Genomic DNA, 18,172 nt, shown 5'->3' on the forward strand with positions numbered 1-18,172 from the left:
GACGGGAGCGGATGCCGCGGGCTCGGTGCCCGCGGCAGCGGGAGACACGGGAGCGGGGCCGGGGCTCGCCGACGGGCCAGGGCTTGCGACGGGGCCGGGACTCGCGACGGGGCCGGGACTCGCCACCAGGGCTGGGCTCGCGACCGGGCCGGGGCTGGCCACCGGGCCCGGACTCGCAACCGGGCCGGGGCTCGCAACCGGGCCAGGGCTCGCGATCTTCAGGGGCGCGCCGCCATCGGCGGGCGTCGGAGGGTGTTCCAGGTTCTGGGTGCGGGCTTCGTCTTCCAGCATCGAACCTCCATCCCTCGCGAGCGCGAACATCAACGATAGGTCACCGCCGACCGGGCGTGCGCCGGGGTGTGGACGGATCGGCCCGCGCACCGGCCATAAACGCGATTCGCTCACATAAACGCGGGGAGAACGTGTTTCTGTGCGTGGATCGCGTTTATGGGTGCGCCGCCGCGCGTACCCGCCGCGCCGCGCCCGCCGGATGCGCCCCTTGCCGTGTCGGAGGCCCGGGTTAGCCTGGGGGTCGGAGGTTTCGATGACACTCGATCCGCACTCGCCCCGCACCTCGTCTTCGCCCGACAACGTCGGCCCGCACCCCTGGCGGCGCTACGTCGCCCTGGGCGACTCGTTCACCGAGGGCATCGGAGACCCGCTCCCCGACGGGGGCCACCGCGGCTGGGCCGACCGCGTCGCCGAGGTGCTCGCCACGCAGGTCGACGACTTCGCCTACGCCAACCTCGCCGTCCGCGGAAAGCTTATCGGCCAGATCGTCGCCGACCAGATCGAGCCGGCCCTCGCGCTCAAGCCCGACCTCATCACCTTCTCCGCGGGGGGAAACGACGTCATCCGCCCCGGAACCGATCCGGATGCCGTGGCCCAGCAGTTCGAGGATGCCATCATCCGCCTGCGCCGCGACAACGCCACCGTCGTCGTGTTCACGGGCATCGACACGGAGTTCACGCCCGTGTTCCGCGGCATCCGGGGCAAGGTCGCGATCTACAACGAGAACATCCGCGCGATCGCCGATGCGCACGATTGCGTCGTCGCCGACCAGTGGGGGCTGAAAGAGGTGCAGGACATGCGCTTCTTCGACGACGATCGCCTGCACTACAACCCTCTCGGCCACCACGAGGTCGCGCGCATGGTGCTGCGGGCGCTGAACGTTCCGAACGACCTGCAGCCGATGCAGCCGGAGGCGCTCGCGGCGACGACCTGGCGCGCCGCGCGCGAGAAAGACCTCGTGTGGGCGCGGTCGTATCTCGTGCCGTGGGTACTGCGGCGCCTGCGCCACCAGTCGTCGGGTGATCACGTGAATCCCAAGCGCCCCGAGCCGCTCCCCGTCGTGACCCTCGCCCCGGGTCCGGATGCCGCCGCCTCACGCGGGACGCAGGTCTGACGCCGTGGCCTCGAAGGGCTTCCGCGGATTGTTCGGCGGCGCGCGACCCGAGGGCCAACAGGCGTCGCCGCCCGTCGGTTCGCCCGTCCCGCCGACGGCACCGGCCGAGGGGCCGATCTCGGGTCCTCTGTCGGCCGACCTCGCCGCCGAGATGGACGCGCGTCGAGAGTGGGTGTGGACGTCGGTGAGCGCCGATGCCCCGCTCGACCGGAGTGACAACCACACCGCGCTCTCGGTGATCGCAGCTCTCGTCGCCGAGGTCCGCCCCGACGAGACGTGGAAGCTGCAGTCGCTGGGGACCGTGTTCGGCGACGTCCTCGCCCGCGTGACCGGCGCGGAGTGGGTGCAGGTCGACGACGAGTTCGGGAGCGATGCTGCGCTCCGGTTCGGCGGACCCGACGACCTCGCGTTCCCGATGACCATGATCTCCAAGCGGATGGAGGCCGGCGAAGACGTCGACGTCCTCGAGCTGTTCCGCAGTGTGGCGACCGCGATCGGCGAGGCGCAGGCGCAATGAGCGACGTCGAGGGACGCCCCACCGTCGAGCTACCCGAAGCCGTTCTCGCCCTGCTCGCCGCCGCCGACGCCGACACCCTCCTGCGCGATGCCGAGTCGCTCGCGACGGGGCTGGCCGACACGGGGTGGACGCCCGACGTGGAAAGTGGGCGCTTCGCGGCCGGCGACTGGGATCTCCTGTCGTCCGCGTGGGCGCCGAATCTGTCGGTGTTCTTCGAGGGCGCGGAAGACGAGGTGCGCATACGGGCGCAGGCCGTGGCATCGTTCCTCACCTCTCAATCGGAGCGGTGGGCGTTTCACACCGACGGTGACGACTGGTCGGAGTGGACCCTCGACGACGTGCGGTGGACCGAGGGGGACGGGATGGCCCTCCATCCCCTGGAATGGAAGGGTGGCGGCGTCGTCGTCAGTCTCTACATCCAGCCCGACTATCAACCGGGCAAGATTCTGGCCCCCGCGAATCTGCACCTCGGCATCGACCGCGCCGACACCCCGTCCGAGGGGCTCCCCCGCGACGACGAGCGTGCGCGTCGCGTGGTGCGCGACGGGTCGGTCGTCGACCGGTGGTTCCTCGCCGGGGAGCACGAGCTGCCCGACGACGTGATCGCCGCACTGGAGAACGACCCCGACTCCCGTGTGCGCGCCGCCGCGGAGTCCGAGCGTTGGTACCGCGAGCGCACGATCATCGGAACCCCACCGATGCTCGAGGCAGACGGCCCCGACCCCGAGCACCCTCCCGCTCGTTTCGCTCCGCGGTAGCAAGACACCCCGCGGTCGCAGACCGCAGCGCCTCTCGCACGCGGAACGCCTCTCGAGAGGCGCGAGATCGTCGTCCGCGCCCGGGGCTCGCGCGCGCGCCCCGCGATGCGGGAGCGCGTCCTCGAGGAGCCCCCGACGCCCGGACGCGCGATCCTCAGCGCCTCCCGCGCCCCAGCTCCCACAGTGCCACGGCGCTCGCCGCGGCGACATTGAGGGAGTCCACTCCCCCGGCCATCGGGATGGTCACGACCGTGTCGGCCGCGGCGAGCGCACCACGGCTCAGTCCGTCGCCCTCGGCGCCCATCAGCAGGGCGACGCGCTCGTGCCCCGCCGCGGAGAAGGCGTCGAGCGTGACGGCGTCGTCCGAGAGGGCGAGGGCGGCGAGATGCAGCCCGGCCGCGTGCAGGAGCGGTTTGGCTTCCGACCACTCGGGGAGGCGCGTCCACGGCACCTGGAACACCGTCCCCATGCTGACGCGAACGCTCCGCCGGTAGAGCGGGTCCGCACACCGCGGCGTCACGAGCACGGCATCCGCCCCGAGGGCCGCCGCGGAACGGAATGCCGCCCCGATATTGGTGTGATCAACGATGTCTTCGAGCACCACGACCAGCGGCGCGTCCTTGACGACCTCTTCGACGGATGCCAACGCGGGGCGATGCATGGATGCCAACAGCCCCCGATGCACGGTGTACCCCGTCACCCGCTCGGCGATCTCGGCCGGGACGACGTAGACCTCGGCATCCTCGCCGACGAGGGCGAGCGCGTCGGCGAGGAACTTCTCCTGCACGAGGACCGACCGCGGACGGTGGCCGGCACGGAGTGCGCGGTCGAGGACCTTCGACGACTCCGCGATGTACAGCCCGCCCGCGGGCTCGGTCACCCGCCGGAGCGACACGTCCGTGAGATCGCGGTAGTCGGCGAGGCGCGGGTCGTCGGCGGAGTCGAGCGGGATGACGGGCATCCGTCCATCGTGCCAGCCCTCGCGCGCACCCGACTCGCCCGCTCCCGCCGTGTCCTACCCGGCCCGTGCCGCGACACCCGGCCAGCGCTCGTCGCCGCAGACGGATGAGTGTCCAAAACATCCGGAACGTTCGAAAATTCGTCCGGGTTTCGTGGACACTCAACGAAAGAGAGCCCTTGCACAACGGGAGCGCCCGCCACGGGAGGGCACGCGCCCGATCCGCTCACGCGACGTGCAGCACCCGCCCACCGCCGACGACCAGGGCGCGCTCGGGGAGCCGGACGAGCGCGTCCATCGGGTTCTCGGCATCCATCAGCACGATGTCCGCACGGGCGCCCACCTCGAGATCGTGCACCTCACGCCCTACCGCCCACGCCGCAGCGGTCGTGGCGAGCCGCACGACGCGGAGCAGATCCTCGTCGCGGACGAGTCCCGCCGCCCGCGCGTACTGCCACGCGATGCCGAGCGTGTCGCCCGTGCCATAGGGGCTCCAGAGGTCGCGGATGCCGTCCGTGCCGAACGCGAAGCGCACGCCGGCGGCGTCGAGCTCGGCGAGGGGCAGCTGCGGGAGCCGCAGGGGCGCGACCGTCGTCATCGAGACCCCGACCTCCGCCATCGCGGCCAACAGGTCGCGACGGTGCGAGGGCTCCAGCTGGGCGACCGCGAAGCCGTGCGCGATGTTCACGCGGCCGCGCAGGCCGAGCCGCGCGGCGCGGTCGACGAGCAGCTCGATCTGGAACGCGCCGAGCTCGGCGGGGTCGTGCAGGTGGATGTCGACACCCACCCCGGTGTCGGCGGCGAGCGCGGTGATCGCGTCGATCTGTCCGACGGGGTCGCGGTCGATGGTCGCGGGGTCGAGCCCGCCGATCGCGTCGACGCTCGGCCGGGTCGCGGCATCCCGCAGCGAGTCGAGCACGCCGGGGCGACGCAGGACGCCGTCCTGCGGGAACGCCACAATCCGCACGTCGAGCGCGCCCTCGTAGGCGGCGGCGGCTTCTTCGACCGCCTCGATCCCGCGCAGCCCGACGCCGGTGTCGACGTCGACGTGGGTGCGGATCGCCGTGGTGCCGTGACGCACGAACTCGCGCAGGACGTGCGCGGAGCGTTCGAGGGAGGGGATGCCGAGGGCGTCGCGTTCGGCCCGCTCGTGGCGGATGCGCCCCTCGGTGGTGCCCTCGCCCCCGTATGACTGCCACGGCAGTCCCCACCACGACTTGTCGACGTGGGCGTGGGCGTTCACGATGCCGGGCAGTGCGAGGAGGCCCCGCCCGTCGAACTCCCGGACGCCGATCGGCGCGGACCCTGCGGGGGTGACGGCGGTGATGATTCCGGCATCCATCGCGATGTCGACCGGCTCTCCGCCCCACGGTCGCACGCGGCGGAGGCAGGTGATGTCGAGCATGGCGGGTGGGGGGAGAGCGCTCATCCCTCCAGTATCGACGGCGTTCGGGTGCGCGTCCGGTGGGCGACGCCCCGCCCTAGACTCGATACGACGGAGGTGCGCATGACCGACACGACGAAGGATGCCGAGTCCTTGGCATCCATCGATCGGGCCGTCGAGGTGCTTGCGGGTCGCCGGATCGCGGTGCTCACGGGCGCGGGCGTGTCGACGGATTCGGGCATCCCCGACTACCGCGGAAAGGGTGCTCCCACCCGCACTCCGATGACGGTGCAGCAGTTCCTCTCCAGCGCCGAGGCCCGCCGCCGGTACTGGGTGGGCAGCCACCTGGGGTGGAAGGTCTTCGCCGCGGCCGAACCCAATGACGGCCATCGTGCTCTGGCCGATCTCGAAGCGGCGGGGGTGTCGAACGGCGTCGTGACGCAGAACGTTGACGGTCTGCACGTGCGCGCGGGCAGCGGGCGGGTCGTGGAGCTGCACGGCACGATGCGCCGCATCGGCTGCCTCCACTGCGGGCAGATCTTCGACCGCCGCGACCTCGCGGAGCGCATCGAGGCCGAGAACCCGTGGATCACCGCCCCCGAGAACGTCGAGCTCGGCCCCGATGGTGATGTGACCCCGACCTCGGCCGAGGGTTTCGTCGTCCCCGTCTGCTCGGTCTGCGGGGGCACCCTGAAGCCCGATGTGGTCTTCTTCGGCGAGTACATCCCGGTCGAGAAGTTCCGTGAGGCCGAGCAGTTGGTCCACGCGAGCGAGGCGCTCGTCATCGCGGGGTCATCGCTCGTGGTGAACTCCGGCATCCGCCTCGTGGAGCGGGCGCGCCGACGCCGCCTCCCCGTCGTCATCATCAACCGCGGCGAGACCCGCGCGGATCGCCGCGCCGCGGTCAAGGTCGACGGAGGCACGACGTCCGTGCTGCGCGCGTTCGCGGAACGGTTGCCGGGTCTCCTCTGAGCCGCACGCCCTCCACCGCCGGTTAGGCTCGACAGGTGACGATCCTGACCCTCGTGCGACACGGTGAGACCGACTGGAACTCCGGGGGCCGCATCCAGGGCTCGACCGACATCCCCCTGAACGACACCGGGCGCGCCCAGGCCCGCGAGCTCGCCGAGACCCTGGCCGCCGAGTACGCGGGGCGCGACGTCGTCATCGTCTCGAGCGATCTCTCCCGAGCGGCAGAGACCGCCGACATCCTCGCCGAAGCCCTCGGCATCACGGTGAGCCGCCGGATGCCAGGACTTCAGGAACGCTCCTACGGCGACGCCGAGGGTATGGACGCCCCCACCTTCTCCGAGACGTACGGCCCGTGGCACGCCGCCGACGTGCCGGGTGCCGAGACGTGGCCCGTGGTGCGGGAGCGTGCGCTCGCCGCGCTCGCCGAGGCCGTGGCATCCGCTCCCGAAGGAGCGGATGTCATCGCTGTCGCGCACGGCGCGCTCATCCGCGAGGTCATCATGTTCGCCACCGACGGCGCCTTCCCCCGCGAGGGCGAGAGGCTGCCGAACTGCTCGGCCACGACGTTCCGCCTCGACGGCGACCGCTGGGAGATGCTCGCGTACGCGGGCGTCGCGAGCTGACCCGCCGCCCCGGGCCGGCGCCGCGCGAACGCGGGCGTCGCGAGCTGAGCGCGCCGCCTGCGCGCGAGCATCGCGACCGCGACGCTCTCAGCTCACCCCCAGCGCCCGCGAGATCACCATCAACTGCACCTCGGTGGTCCCCTCGCCGATCTCGAGGATCTTCGAGTCGCGGTAGTGCCGCGCGACCGGGTACTCGTTGATGAACCCGTTGCCGCCGAACACCTGCGTCGCGTCGCGGGCGTTGGCCATCGCGGCGTCGCTCGCGGTCATCTTCGCGACCGCGGCATCCACCGAGAACGGCTTGCCCGCGTCGCAGAGGCGCGCGGCGTGCACCCACGCGAGGCGCGCGGTGTGGACGCGGGCGTGCATGCGCGCGAGGAGGAACTGGATGCTCTGCCGCGTCGACAGGCGCTCGCCGAACACCGTGCGGCTGCGCGCGTAGTCGACGGCGGCTTCGAGGCATCCCTCCGCCGCGCCCGTCGCCAGAGCCGCGATCGCCACGCGGCCCTCGTCGAGCGTGCGGAGGAAGTTCTTGAAACCCTGTCCGCGCTCGCCGAGGAGGTTCGCCTCGGGCACGCGGACGCCGTCGAACGTCAGCGGGTGCGTGTCGGAGGCGTTCCAGCCGACCTTGTCGTAGGCGGGGCCGACCGTGAATCCGGGCGTGCCGTTGGGGACGATGATCGTCGAGATCTCGGGGCGGTCCCCGGCGCGACCGGTGACGGCCGTCACGGTGACGAAACGGGTGATGGCGGTGCCCGAGTTGGTGATGAATTGCTTCGACCCGTCGATCACCCACTCCCCCGACTCGAGACGCGCGGTCGTGCGCGTCGCCCCGGCGTCGCTGCCGGCCTCGGCCTCGGTGAGACCGAAGCCGGCGAGCGCACGCCCGGCGACGAGGTCGGGGAGATACTCGGCCTTCTGCGCGTCGGTGCCGTAGCGGAACAGCGGCATCGCACCGAGACCGACACCCGCTTCGAGCGTGATCGCCATCGACTGGTCGACGCGCGCGATGCCCTCGATCGCGACGCAGAGGCTCGCGTAGTCGCCGCCCTGACCGCCGACCTCCTCGGGGAACGGCAGACCGAACAGACCGAGTTCCCCCATCTGCGCGACGAGATCGAGCGGCAGCTCGTGCGCGCGGTCGGCCTCGTACGAACGCGGCGCGATCACGTCGTCGGCGAACTCGCGGACCATGGCGGCGAGTTCGCGCTCTTCGTCGGTGAACGCCTGCTGGCTGTCGATGCTCACAGGGAGTCTCCTCCTCGAGGATGGGGGAACAGCATGGCTCGGCCGGGTTCCCGGAGCACGCCGGCGACATCGGTGAGGAACCGCGCCGCCTCGGCCCCGTCGACCAGACGGTGATCGAACGAGAGACTGAGCGTCAACACGTCGCGCAGCGCGATCTCGCCGTGATGCTCCCACGGCGTGCGCCGCACGGCACCCACCGCGAGGATGCCGGCCTCGCCGGGGTTGAGGATCGGGGTCCCGGCATCCACTCCGAAGACCCCGACGTTGGTGATCGAGAACGTCCCGCCCGTCATCGCGGCCGGTGCCGTCCGGCCCGCGCGGGCGGTCGCGGCGAGCTCGGCGATCGCGTCGGCGAGGTCGACGAGCCCGAGGGTGTCGGCATCCGGGATCACCGGCACCACCAGCCCGCGCTCGGTCGCCGCGGCGATCCCGAGGTTGACGTAGTGGTGCTCGATGATCTCACCCGCGGTCTCGTCCCATCTCGCGTTCAGCGCGGGCGTCCGCCCGAGCGCGAGGCACACCGCCTGGGCGACGATCGCGAGCACGCCGATGCGGTGTCCGTCGAGGGCACGATCGGTCTTGAGGGATGCCAACAGCTCGGTCGTCGCGGTGACGTCGAGCGTGAGGAACGTCGTCGCGTGCGGAGCGGTGAACGCGCTCTGCACCATCGCGGCGGCGGTGTGCTTACGCACTCCGCGGATAGGCGTGCGCGTGACGCGCGCACGCTCGGAAGCGGGTCTGGCCGGGGGGACCGTCGACGCGAAGGGAAGGGTGTCGGTGACCATGCCGGGCACCTGTGCTTCCGTGGGGGTACGGGCGGCGAACTCCTCGACGTGCGCGCGGGTCACCGTCTCCCCCGGGTGGGCTGCGGCGACGACGACGAGGTCGACGCCGAGGTCTCTCGCGAGCTTGCGCACGGGCGGCGTGGACCGCGGGCGTTCGAGGGGCAGGTCGATCGGCCCGGTGCGCAGCACGTCGTGCGGCGCAGCCTCTCGCACGGCGGTGTCGCCGTCGAGGACCGCCGTGGCCCCGCAGCGCGCTCGCCGCCGCGGGCGGCTCGCGGATGAGGGTGCAGCCCCGTAGCCGACGAGATTGGGGGTGGCTTTCTCGGACTCCCCCGGTGCCGTCGTGCGGAGATCGTCCGCGACACGCCGCTCGGCGGCGCCGGACATCCGCGTGTCGGCGACGAACTCCGCGGGACGGTCCATGCCCTCGGCCGGGGAGCCAGACTCCGTCGTGCGGAGATCATCCGCGACACGCCGCTCGGCGGCGCTTGACACCGGCGTGTCGGCCACGAACTCCGCCTGACGGTCCACGGGCGACGACGTTTCAACCGCGCTCGGGCTCTCGGCATCCGCCCCCACCGTGAAGGACACGAGCGGAGAGCCGACCTCGACGACGTCGCCCGCGGCCGCGTGCAGGTTCTGCACGGTGCCGGCGTACGGCGAGGGAATCTCGACGATGGCCTTGGCCGTCTCGACCTCGGCGATCGTCTGGTTGAGGGCGACCTCGTCGCCCTCCGAGACGTGCCACTGCACGACCTCGGCCTCCGGGAGACCTTCACCGAGATCGGGAAGGCGGAACTCCGCGATCATCGAACGCCCCCCTTCGCCTCGACGACACACGATGATTCAGCACAGCATTCCCGGTTCATCGCAACACCTCTTCCTCGCGCTCCAGGACCCGGTCCACGGCGAACAGGATCCGGTCCAGGTCTGGCACGTGGTGCTTCTCGAGCTTCGAGGGCGGGTACGGGATGTCGTGCCCGGTCACGCGTTGCGGGGGCGTTTCGAGGTAGGAGAAGCACTGCTCCGTGATGCTCGCGACGAGTTCCGCTCCGACGCCTGCCTCACGGGCCGCCTCGTGGGTGACGACGACCCGGCCGGTCTTGCGGACGGATGCCGCGACGGTGTTCATGTCGATCGGCGACAGCGAGCGCAGATCGATGACCTCGAGCGAGATCCCCTCGTCCTCCGCGGCGAGCGCGGCATCCAGAGCCGTGCGCACCTGCGCTCCGTAGGTGACGATCGTCGCGTCGGTCCCCTCGCGAGCCACGCGGGCGAGGTGCATCGGCGGGGCGTCGGCGAGCGCGGCATCCAGATCCACCTCGCCCTTCGAGTGGTACAGGCGCTTGGGCTCGAAGAAGATGACGGGATCATCGGATGCCACGGCCTGCTGCAGCATCACGTGAGCGTCCTGCGGGTTGCTGGCGGCGACGACCCGGAGTCCCGCCGTGTGGACGAAGTATGCCTCGGGCGACTCGGAGTGGTGTTCGGCTGCTCCCACGCCCCCGGCCCACGGGATGCGGATGACCAGTGGCATCCGGATCCGTCCGTTGCTGCGGTAGTGGAGTTTGGCGACCTGGCAGACGATCTGGTCGAACGCCGGGTACACGAAGCCGTCGAACTGGATCTCGACGACCGGGCGATATCCGCGCAGGGCCAGGCCGACGGCGGTGCCGACGATGCCCGCCTCGGCGAGGGGGGTGTCGACGACCCGCTGCGCGCCGAAGCGCTGCTGCAGACCGTCGGTCACGCGGAAGACGCCGCCGAGCTTGCCGATGTCCTCCCCCATGAGCAGGACTCTGTCGTCGTTCTCGAGCGCCTTCGCGAGGCCCGCGTTGATCGCGGCGCCGAGGGTAAGAGCGGTCATCGCGAGGTCTCCTCGTCGTCGTTCTCGAGCGCACGGAACAGCCCCGTGTTGATCGCGGCACCGAGAGTCAGCACCTTCATCGCGAGCCCTCACCCTCGAACCCGGCCAAGTACTCCACGTACTCCGCCTTCTGCCGCTCCAGCCCACCGTGGGGTTCCGCGTACACGTGGTCGAACATCGTCTCGGGCGCGCGCGTCGTGGCGCCGATGCAGGCCGCACGGACCTCGGCGGCGAGCGCGTCGGCGGCCCGGGCGACCTCCTCCAGCCCTCCGTCGTCGAGGATCCCCTCGGCCCGCAGGTAGGCCTCGAGCCGCTCGACGGGGTCGCGCTGTGCCCAGGCCTCGACCTCGGCCGGTTCCCGGTAGCGGGTCGGGTCGTCGCTCGTGGTGTGCGGGCCCATGCGGTAGGTGACCGCCTCGATGAACGAAGGCCCTTCTCCGCGCCGCGCGCGATCCAGCGCCCACCGCATCGCCGCGACGCACGCGAGCGCGTCGTTGCCGTCGATCCGCAGACTCGGGATGCCGAACCCCGGCGCGCGGCCCGCGATGGGGTACTTCGCCTGGACGGTGACGGGCTCCGAGATCGCCCACTGGTTGTTCGAGCAGACGAAGACGACCGGGGCACGGAACGAGGAGGCGAAGACCATCGCCTCGTTGACGTCACCCTGGCTCGTGGCACCGTCGCCGTAGTACGCGACGGCGACGTCGGTCGAGCCGTCGCGCTGCGCTCCCATGGCCCAGCCGGTGGCGTGCAGCGACTGCGCGCCGATGATGATCTGGGGCGGAGCGGCGTTGATGGTGGTGTGGTCGTAGGCGGAGTGCTCCTCCCCGCGCCACGCGAGCACGTAATCCGCGGGCTGCGCGCCTCGGCCGAGCAGAACCCCGTGCTCGCGGTAGCTCGGGAAGACGAAGTCGCCGGGGGCGAGTGCGTGCGCGGTACCGACCTGCACGGCCTCCTGGCCGCGGCACGGTGCCCACAGGGCGAGCTGACCCTGTCGCTGGAGGGCGACGCCCTCGGCATCCAGTCGCCGGGTCAGGACCATATCGCGGTGGAGGGCCCGCAGCTCGTGCGGCGAGAGGTCGGACACCCACGGGTCGAGGGTGGCGTCGGGCACGCGGGAGCCGTCGGGCTCGAGCACCCGCAGCACCTCTCCCTGGTCGGGGACTCCTCCGGTGAGAGAGTCCTGGGTCTGGGTGTACGTCATCGTCATCCCTCCAGCTGCGGCCCGAGCTCCTCGTGAGAGCCGGGGCGTTCCGGGTGTCGGCAACGTCGCCGACACGGCCGACCGTACGCGCGGAAGGCAGGGCGCTCAAGACCTCGGTACATAACTCAGCATTCTGCGCACTACGAGGGGTGGGTCCCCTGCTAATGTTTCGCAGCATGAGCAAGCTCGACGCCGTGGACCTCGACCTCCTCCGCGCTTTGTCCGCCGATCCGCGTGCCACCGTCGTCGCGCTCGCCGAGAAGCTCGGCCTCTCGCGCAACACCGTGCAGGCACGCATGAGTCGGCTCGAACGCGGGGGCGTGTTCCTCTCCTACGAGCGCACGCTGTCGGCCGAAGCCCTCGGGTTCCCGATCGAGGCGTTCCTCCAGGTCACGGTGCGGCAGGCCGAGCTCCCGGCGATCCGCGAGGAGCTCGCGAAGGTTCCCGAGGTGCTTCAGGCCCACGGCCTGAGCGGACAGGTCGACCTGCTCGTGCGGGTCGCGTGCCGCGACACTCAGCACCTGTTCGACACCGACGCGCGCATCCTCGCGATCGAGGGCGTCGAACGCACCGAGACGTCGCTCGTGATGGGCGAGGTCATCGGGTACCGCGTCGGCCCGCTGATGGACCTCGCGCGCGGCGAGATCTAGCCCGCGCGCCGCGTCCCCCGCGGGCGTCCGAGGTCCCTGAGCGTGCGAGCCCCAGGTCCCTGAGCCTGTCGAAGGGACCGGAACCCACTCCCGCGGTCCCCGCGAGCACCTGAGGCCCCCGAGCCTGTCGAAGGGACCGGAACCCCCTCCTGCGGCCCCCGCGAGCACCCGAGGTCCCTGAGCGTGCGAGCCCCAGGACCCTGAGCCTGTCGAAGGGACCGGAACCCCCTCCTGCGGTCCCCGCGAGCACCTGAGGTCCCTGAGCCTGTCGAAGGGACCGGAACCCGCCTCAGCTCACGGCGCCGGCACCACCGGGATGCTCGCCGTCTCGGTCTTCGGTTCGGCCGGGCTCCCGGCATCCAGCCGCACGAGCACAACCCCCACGAGGATCAGCGCCCCACCCGCGAACTGCACCGGAGCGGGAGTCTCGCCCAGCAGCAGCCAGGCGAAGCCGAGGGCGAAGAGCACCTCGCTGAGGCCGACGAACGACGCCAGGCGCGAACCGATGAGCGGCACCGCGATCACGCCGAGCGCGTAGCCGAGCGTCGTCGCCACGGCCCCCACCCAGAGCAGGGGCAGGATGCCGGGAACCTGAAGACCCGCGAGCGACACCGTGATCGAGGGAGCGGCGAAGGGAAGGATGCCGGTGCCCACGAGGATCCCCATGAGGACCGCGCCCACGATCAGCCCTCCTGCGGCGAGGGCCAGGGGCGGGAGGTCGTCGCCCGCGCGTCCCGCGATCACGAAGTAGGCCGCCGCGCAGACCGCCGCGCAGAGGGCGAAGACGGTGCCGAGCAGGTCGAAACGTGCGCCGCTGATGTCGACGACGAGAACGAGCCCCGTCATCGCGACGACCGACCCGATGAGCACCGCCTTCGATGGGGCTCGACGGGTGCGGACCCACACCGCGATGACGATGAGCACCGGCGCGATGTACTGGATGAGCAGGGCGACGGCCACCGGCATCCGCTGCATCGCGGCGAAGTAGAAGAGCTGGCACCCGGCGACGGCCGTGAGTCCGAACGAGACGATCAGCAGGCCGTGGCGTCGGAGGAACCCGCGCTGCCGACGGATCGCGACGACGAGAGCGGGCGAGAGCAGGAGAGCCGCGACGCTCATCCGCACCAGGAGCACCGTGCCGAGCGACCACCCGCCGTCGAGGAGCGGCTTCACGAACGGGCCGCTGCTCGAGAACGCGAGGGCGGAGGCGACCGCGATGGCGAGGCCCGTGACGGCGCCGGAGCCACGGTGAGTGGGGCGAGGGAGGGTGACGGACGACGTGGTCATGCGGGCCTGCTGTCAGGAGTGAAGAACGTTTACACTCGTGACAGTAGGACCTCGGCATGTCAGGAGTCAACATGGTCTTCATTCGTGACACCGAACTGGTGCTGCGCGCGACCGTCGAGCTGGTCAACACCCTGCCCCAGACCGACGTGAGCGGGGTCGACAGCCTGACCACGATGGCCGAGCTCGATGACTTCGCCGAGCGACACACCTACACCGGTTCGCGCGCGAGAGACGAGCACGAGCTCGCCGAGGTGCGTGGCATCCGTTCCCGCATCCAACAGCTGTGGAACGTCGATCGCGATGGAGCGGTACCCCTCGTCAACGCGATGCTGCGCGACGGACGGGCACTGCCGCAGCTCGTACGGCACGACGAGTTCGACTGGCACATCCACGCGTCGGAGCCCTCGGACCATCTCGCCCAGCGCATGCTCGTCGAGACGGCGATGGCTTTCGTCGACGTCATCCGCGCCGATGAGTACGCGCGCGTCCGCGTGTGCGACGCCGACGATTGCAACGGCGTCTACGTCGACTTCTCGAAGAACGGGTCCAAGCGATACTGCGACGCCGGCAATTGCGGAAATCGCATGAACGTCAACGCGTACCGCAAGCGGAAGGCGGAGACGACCTAGGGCTCTCGTCGCCCGAGCCGTGCGCGATCGGGCGCGTCAGCTGACGTCGAGGAACGTCCGGATGGCGGATGCCGCTGCCTCCGGCGTCTCGTAGTGGATCAGGTGGCCGACCTCGGGGATCTCGACCAAGGCGGCGTCGGGGAAGAGGGTCGCCAGGTGCCGCTCGGCCTCGATCGGCGTGATGTCGTCTTTCTCGGCCGCGATCAGGAGCGTGGGCTGCGCGATGCGCGGGGCGAACTCGCGCACGTCGTGCGAGACGCTCGTGACGAAGGCCTCGTGCAGCACGTCGCGGTCGGCGAACCGCGAGAAGTACTCGTCGTGCTGCTCGTGGACGAAGCGCCGCAGCGCGGGGTCTCGCGTCTTGGCCATCGCGTTGCTCATCACGCGGACGATGAGACCGTTGCGCAGCAGCGCGTCGCCCACGGCGCGCGGCAGCTTCGCCCCCGCGAGGTAGTAGAACACGGCGAGCCGGGTCAGGATGCCGCGCGGCCCCTCGAGCGCGGGCGCGCCGATCGGGTTGACCAGGATGAGCTTCGGCGTCGCGAGACCGCCCGCGACGGCCGCCGATGACACGATCGAGCCGAACGAATGGCCGAGGACGACGGCCCCCGGAGCCACGGCGTCGACGAACGCGCGCAACCACGCGGCGTAACCGTCGAGGTCGTGGGCACGTCCACGCAGCGGCGGCGTCTCGCCGAAGCCGGGCAGGTCGGGCGAGATCACGCGGATGCCAGGGAGGTGGGCGACCACCGGATCGAGCCCGTGGTGCTCACCGCGGAACCCGTGCACCGCCACGATCGTGGTCTCGGCGGCGTCATTACCGTAGACCCAGTACGCCGTCTCGCCCCCGAGCGCGTCGACCGTGCGGCGCTCGACCGGTATCGCGGCGAGGAGGTCGGCGTACGGGTTGGGCATGGCATCGAGTTTACGAGGGGGTTCCGACATCGCGGGTTCCGGCGGCGAAGCAGCCCGCCTGCACGACTGGGGGTTCCGACATCGCTGGTTCCGGAGGCGAGGCAGCCCATGTCCACAGCCGGGCGTGCCGGCATCCCCGGCGCCGGCGGCGAAGCAGCCCGCCTGCACGACTGGGGGTTCCGACCTCGCTGGTTCCGGAGGCGAGGCAGCCCGTGTCCACAGCCGTGCGTGCCGGCATCCCCGGCGCCGGCGACGAGGCAGCCCGCCTGCACGACTGGGGGTTCCGACATCGCTGGTTCCGGAGGCGAGGCAGCCCATGTCCACAGCCGGGCGTGCCGGCATCCCCGGCGCCGGCGGCGAGGCAGCCCGCCTTCACGACTGGGGGTTCCGACATCCCCGGCGCCGGCGGCGAGCACTCCCCGTGCACAACCCGGAGTTCCTGGCATCCCTCCCCCATTCCTGCGCGCCTCGCGGGTCGTGTCGGACCCCCGATCTACGGTGACCACATGACCCTGTGGCAGGCCGAGCCGCTTCCGCTCTTCCAGACCCCCGAATGGACGCGCCTCGTCGGCGTCTTTGATCTCGAGACGACCGGCGTCGACGTCGAGAACGACCGCATCGTGACCGCGCACGTGGGCGTGCTCGACGCGGACGGCCACGTGGTCGACGCTCGAGATTGGCTGGCCGACCCGGGAGTCGAGATCCCCGACGGCGCGGCCGCCATCCACGGGGTCACCACTGAGCGAGCGCGGGCCGACGGCGCTCCCGCGCCACGCGTCGTCGCCGAGGTGATCGAGGCGCTCAGTGCACTCTTCGCCGCCGGGATCCCGGTCGTCGCGTACAACGCGCCGTTCGACTTCTCGATGCTCAAGCACGAGGCGGTGCGGCACGGCATCGCTCCCATCGACTCCCCCTCTCCGGTGATCGACCCCCTCGTCGTCGACAAGACCTACGACCGCTACCGGCGTGGCAAACGCACGCTGTCGGTCGTGGCCGAGCATTACGCGGTGCCGTTGGAGTCGGCGCACGAAGCGTGTGCCGACGCGGTCGCCGCGGGCCGGCTCGCCCTGGCGCTCGCCGAACGCTTCGCGCCGTGGCTGCCTTCGACCGTCGAAGAACTGCACACGCGCCAGATCGCCTGGGCTCGCGCTCAGGCCGCGAGTCTCACCGAGTATTTCGTGAAGATCGGGCGTCTGGATGCCACGGCTCCCCCGCTCGACGGGGCGTGGCCGATCCGCTGAGACGCCTGCGGTTCTCCTCGATGTTCGGCGTCCCGGTCAATGTCGGAGGTCCCCGATAGCGTTTCGACATGGACACCTCCGCTCCACCCGCCGACCGGCCGTCGCCGGCGGTGCGGTCGTGCGATGGAGTCCCGTGGCCCGACGAAGACGAGCTCGAGAACGAGGCGGCATGGGCGCGCCTGTTGGATCTCGAAATGTCGATTCCCGCCGAGGCGTCGGAGCGTTTCGACGACGCCGACCTCACGTTCCCCGGCGGCGCTGACACCCGCGCCGAAGCCGCCTCTGCCGCGGTCTCCGATCTCGACGCCGTCCTCGGCCATCTCGAACTGATCGCCGCCGAACGGCACCGCCTCGCGGCCGAGGAGGGCCGCATCATCGCCGCTGTTCTCCGCGACGCCGCAGCCGACCCGACGCCCTGGGTCGGCCCCGACCCGACCCTCGACCTGGCGTGGAGCGATCCGCGAGGGCGCACCGTCCGCGCTGTCCGACGCGACCGCGTCGATCTCGCTCAGCGGGCCGCGGCAGCCGAGATGGCCGTGCGTCTGCGCGTATCCGAGCAGACCATCCGGACGCGCGCCACGCACGTCGAGGTGCTGCAAGAGCGCTGCCCCCGGCTGTGGGACGAGTTCGCCGACGGACGCACGTCCGAGCGTCACGCCGTCGAGACGGCCCGCCTCGCGACCTCTCTTCCCGAGGATGTCGGAGCCTGGAGCGCGTTCGACGAGGGCGTCGCCGACAGAGCGACGCAGCTGACCCCCACGAAGTTCGCCGTCTCTGCACGCGCTCTCCGTGAACGCGTCCACGCCGAGTCGATCGACGCCCGACACCGACGCGCCGCACGCGATCGCGGTGTGTGGATGACACCCGAGCTCGACGGCATGGCCTCGCTCACCGCGCTCCTGCCCGCCGACCGGGCGCGCAGCATCATGTCGCGCCTGGATCGCGCGGCCCGCCATCTCCACGCCGCGCCCGACGAGGAGCGCACCTTGGCGCAGCTACGGGCGGACGTCCTCGCGGATCTCGTGACCTCTCCCGAGCCCGACATGCCGGCTTCGGCGTCACTCCACGCCCCGTCCGCCGTCGCCGACGAGCGACCTGCCCCACCCGCCGCAGCGGAGCACCGCTCCCCGGCACCGCCCACCTCGCCCACCGTCGTCGTCACCATCCCCGCCCTGACTCTTCTCGGCGCCGACGCCGAACCCGCCACGCTCGAGGGGTACGGTCCGATCGACCTCGACACCGCGCGCCGCCTCGCCGGCGAAGCACGCTCGTGGGTCCGCCTGCTCACGCACCCCGTGTCCGGCGCTCCCCTCGTGCTGGATCGACAGACCTATCGGGTTCCCGCTGCGCTTCGTCGCTGGCTGGGGGTTACCTCACCCACCTGCATCTTCCCCGGATGCAACCGCACCGCTCGCGATTGCGACCTCGACCACCTCACCGCCTGGGCCGATGGCGGAACCACGGATGCCGACAACCTCGAGCCGGAATGCCGACACCACCATCGCCTCCGCCACGAGACCCGATGGACACCGACGCGCGATCCCGCCACGGGTCAGATGAGCTGGCATTCACCGCTCGGCGGAGCCTACGACGCCGATCCACCCCCGTTCTGAGCCCGCAGCACCCTCGCCCGCATGACCGTGTCACCGACCCGCATGACCGATGGCCTCTGCGCCTCTTGGCGCACCTGTGGGCGCCGCGGCGACCCTTCGAGGAGACGCCCAAGACT

Annotated in this window: 17 protein-coding genes; 9 read left to right on the forward strand and 8 right to left on the reverse strand. The window is 71.3% G+C overall.

Annotated features, from left to right (window positions below; genetic code table 11):
• Positions 1–544 precede the first annotated feature (544 nt).
• The 3 genes from QE388_RS16530 to QE388_RS16540 are packed head-to-tail and all read left to right on the forward strand — an operon-like array spanning position 545 to position 2,680.
• On the forward strand, positions 545–1,405 hold the full coding sequence (locus QE388_RS16530) for an SGNH/GDSL hydrolase family protein (RefSeq protein WP_275801725.1): 861 nt from the start codon (positions 545–547) through the stop codon (positions 1,403–1,405).
• A gap of 4 nt (positions 1,406–1,409) precedes the next feature.
• Positions 1,410–1,922 carry a DUF3806 domain-containing protein gene (locus QE388_RS16535; RefSeq protein ID WP_307386537.1) on the forward strand — a complete coding sequence of 171 codons (513 nt, stop codon included), beginning with the start codon at positions 1,410–1,412 and terminating at the stop codon, positions 1,920–1,922.
• Complete coding sequence (locus QE388_RS16540) at positions 1,919–2,680, forward strand: hypothetical protein (RefSeq protein WP_307386538.1); 762 nt, start codon at positions 1,919–1,921, stop codon at positions 2,678–2,680. The genes QE388_RS16535 and QE388_RS16540 overlap by 4 nt, the downstream gene beginning before the upstream one ends.
• A 154-nt stretch (positions 2,681–2,834) precedes the next feature.
• Here QE388_RS16540 and QE388_RS16545 read toward each other — a convergent pair whose 3' ends face one another.
• A complete protein-coding gene (locus QE388_RS16545; RefSeq protein WP_307386540.1) occupies positions 2,835–3,641 on the reverse strand; it encodes an RNA methyltransferase in 807 nt (268 codons plus the stop codon).
• Between the two features lie 223 nt (positions 3,642–3,864).
• Entirely contained in the window at positions 3,865–5,067 is a 1,203-nt protein-coding gene (locus QE388_RS16550) for an amidohydrolase family protein (protein WP_307386542.1), read from the reverse strand.
• A gap of 78 nt (positions 5,068–5,145) precedes the next feature.
• Between QE388_RS16550 and QE388_RS16555 the strand changes: the two genes are divergently transcribed.
• Together QE388_RS16555 and QE388_RS16560 are read left to right on the forward strand one after the other, a co-directional pair.
• Complete coding sequence (locus QE388_RS16555; protein WP_275797871.1) at positions 5,146–5,994, forward strand: Sir2 family NAD-dependent protein deacetylase; 849 nt, start codon at positions 5,146–5,148, stop codon at positions 5,992–5,994.
• Between the two features lie 35 nt (positions 5,995–6,029).
• Positions 6,030–6,617, forward strand: coding sequence for a histidine phosphatase family protein (locus QE388_RS16560; RefSeq protein WP_307386547.1), 588 nt, complete (start codon positions 6,030–6,032; stop codon positions 6,615–6,617).
• 87 nt (positions 6,618–6,704) lie between these two features.
• Here the strand turns inward: QE388_RS16560 and QE388_RS16565 are convergent, their stop codons facing one another.
• The 4 genes from QE388_RS16565 to pdhA form a co-directional block, all read right to left on the reverse strand.
• On the reverse strand, positions 6,705–7,865 hold the full coding sequence (locus QE388_RS16565) for an acyl-CoA dehydrogenase family protein (protein ID WP_307386549.1): 1,161 nt from the start codon (positions 7,863–7,865) through the stop codon (positions 6,705–6,707).
• Positions 7,862–9,460, reverse strand: a complete 1,599-nt coding sequence (locus tag QE388_RS16570; RefSeq protein WP_307386550.1) for a dihydrolipoamide acetyltransferase family protein — start codon at positions 9,458–9,460, stop codon at positions 7,862–7,864. The genes QE388_RS16565 and QE388_RS16570 overlap by 4 nt, the downstream gene beginning before the upstream one ends.
• 55 nt (positions 9,461–9,515) lie before the next feature.
• On the reverse strand, positions 9,516–10,517 hold the full coding sequence (locus tag QE388_RS16575; protein ID WP_307386552.1) for an alpha-ketoacid dehydrogenase subunit beta: 1,002 nt from the start codon (positions 10,515–10,517) through the stop codon (positions 9,516–9,518).
• 76 nt (positions 10,518–10,593) lie between these two features.
• Complete coding sequence (gene pdhA / locus QE388_RS16580) at positions 10,594–11,721, reverse strand: pyruvate dehydrogenase (acetyl-transferring) E1 component subunit alpha (protein ID WP_275800184.1); 1,128 nt, start codon at positions 11,719–11,721, stop codon at positions 10,594–10,596.
• A gap of 176 nt (positions 11,722–11,897) precedes the next feature.
• Between pdhA and QE388_RS16585 the strand changes: the two genes are divergently transcribed.
• Positions 11,898–12,371 (forward strand): Lrp/AsnC family transcriptional regulator, encoded by a 474-nt coding sequence (locus tag QE388_RS16585; RefSeq protein ID WP_307386555.1) that lies wholly within the window; start codon positions 11,898–11,900, stop codon positions 12,369–12,371.
• A gap of 294 nt (positions 12,372–12,665) precedes the next feature.
• Here the strand turns inward: QE388_RS16585 and QE388_RS16590 are convergent, their stop codons facing one another.
• Positions 12,666–13,658: a DMT family transporter gene (locus tag QE388_RS16590; protein WP_275800188.1), complete on the reverse strand. Its 993-nt coding sequence runs from the start codon at positions 13,656–13,658 to the stop codon at positions 12,666–12,668.
• 71 nt (positions 13,659–13,729) lie between these two features.
• Between QE388_RS16590 and QE388_RS16595 the strand changes: the two genes are divergently transcribed.
• A complete protein-coding gene (locus tag QE388_RS16595) occupies positions 13,730–14,287 on the forward strand; it encodes a CGNR zinc finger domain-containing protein (RefSeq protein WP_307386557.1) in 558 nt (185 codons plus the stop codon).
• 36 nt (positions 14,288–14,323) lie between these two features.
• On the opposite strand, the gene QE388_RS16600 is transcribed toward QE388_RS16595, so the two are convergent.
• On the reverse strand, positions 14,324–15,202 hold the full coding sequence (locus tag QE388_RS16600; RefSeq protein WP_307386558.1) for an alpha/beta fold hydrolase: 879 nt from the start codon (positions 15,200–15,202) through the stop codon (positions 14,324–14,326).
• A gap of 506 nt (positions 15,203–15,708) precedes the next feature.
• On the opposite strand from QE388_RS16600, the gene QE388_RS16605 reads away from it, so the two are divergent.
• Positions 15,709–16,443, forward strand: a complete 735-nt coding sequence (locus QE388_RS16605; protein ID WP_307386560.1) for an exonuclease domain-containing protein — start codon at positions 15,709–15,711, stop codon at positions 16,441–16,443.
• A 68-nt stretch (positions 16,444–16,511) separates the two neighbouring features.
• Entirely contained in the window at positions 16,512–18,056 is a 1,545-nt protein-coding gene (locus tag QE388_RS16610) for an HNH endonuclease signature motif containing protein (protein ID WP_307386561.1), read from the forward strand.
• Positions 18,057–18,172: the final 116 nt, after the last annotated feature.

This window comes from Microbacterium sp. SORGH_AS_0969, from assembly GCF_030818255.1.
Lineage (GTDB): Bacteria > Actinomycetota > Actinomycetes > Actinomycetales > Microbacteriaceae > Microbacterium.

What these genes read in the sequence shown, in the direction of transcription:
- QE388_RS16610 (WP_307386561.1), top strand. Translation starts at nt 16,512, where the DNA reads ATGGACACCTCCGCTCCACCCGCCGACCGGCCGTCGCCGGCGGTGCGG.
- QE388_RS16585 (WP_307386555.1), top strand. Translation starts at nt 11,898, where the DNA reads ATGAGCAAGCTCGACGCCGTGGACCTCGACCTCCTCCGCGCTTTGTCC.
- QE388_RS16540 (WP_307386538.1), top strand. Translation starts at nt 1,919, where the DNA reads ATGAGCGACGTCGAGGGACGCCCCACCGTCGAGCTACCCGAAGCCGTT.
- QE388_RS16605 (WP_307386560.1), top strand. Translation starts at nt 15,709, where the DNA reads ATGACCCTGTGGCAGGCCGAGCCGCTTCCGCTCTTCCAGACCCCCGAA.
- QE388_RS16595 (WP_307386557.1), top strand. Translation starts at nt 13,730, where the DNA reads ATGGTCTTCATTCGTGACACCGAACTGGTGCTGCGCGCGACCGTCGAG.
- QE388_RS16555 (WP_275797871.1), top strand. Translation starts at nt 5,146, where the DNA reads ATGACCGACACGACGAAGGATGCCGAGTCCTTGGCATCCATCGATCGG.
- pdhA (WP_275800184.1), bottom strand. Translation starts at nt 11,721, where the DNA reads ATGACGTACACCCAGACCCAGGACTCTCTCACCGGAGGAGTCCCCGAC.
- QE388_RS16570 (WP_307386550.1), bottom strand. Translation starts at nt 9,460, where the DNA reads ATGATCGCGGAGTTCCGCCTTCCCGATCTCGGTGAAGGTCTCCCGGAG.
- QE388_RS16530 (WP_275801725.1), top strand. Translation starts at nt 545, where the DNA reads ATGACACTCGATCCGCACTCGCCCCGCACCTCGTCTTCGCCCGACAAC.
- QE388_RS16600 (WP_307386558.1), bottom strand. Translation starts at nt 15,202, where the DNA reads ATGCCCAACCCGTACGCCGACCTCCTCGCCGCGATACCGGTCGAGCGC.
- QE388_RS16590 (WP_275800188.1), bottom strand. Translation starts at nt 13,658, where the DNA reads ATGACCACGTCGTCCGTCACCCTCCCTCGCCCCACTCACCGTGGCTCC.
- QE388_RS16550 (WP_307386542.1), bottom strand. Translation starts at nt 5,067, where the DNA reads ATGAGCGCTCTCCCCCCACCCGCCATGCTCGACATCACCTGCCTCCGC.
- QE388_RS16545 (WP_307386540.1), bottom strand. Translation starts at nt 3,641, where the DNA reads ATGCCCGTCATCCCGCTCGACTCCGCCGACGACCCGCGCCTCGCCGAC.
- QE388_RS16575 (WP_307386552.1), bottom strand. Translation starts at nt 10,517, where the DNA reads ATGACCGCTCTTACCCTCGGCGCCGCGATCAACGCGGGCCTCGCGAAG.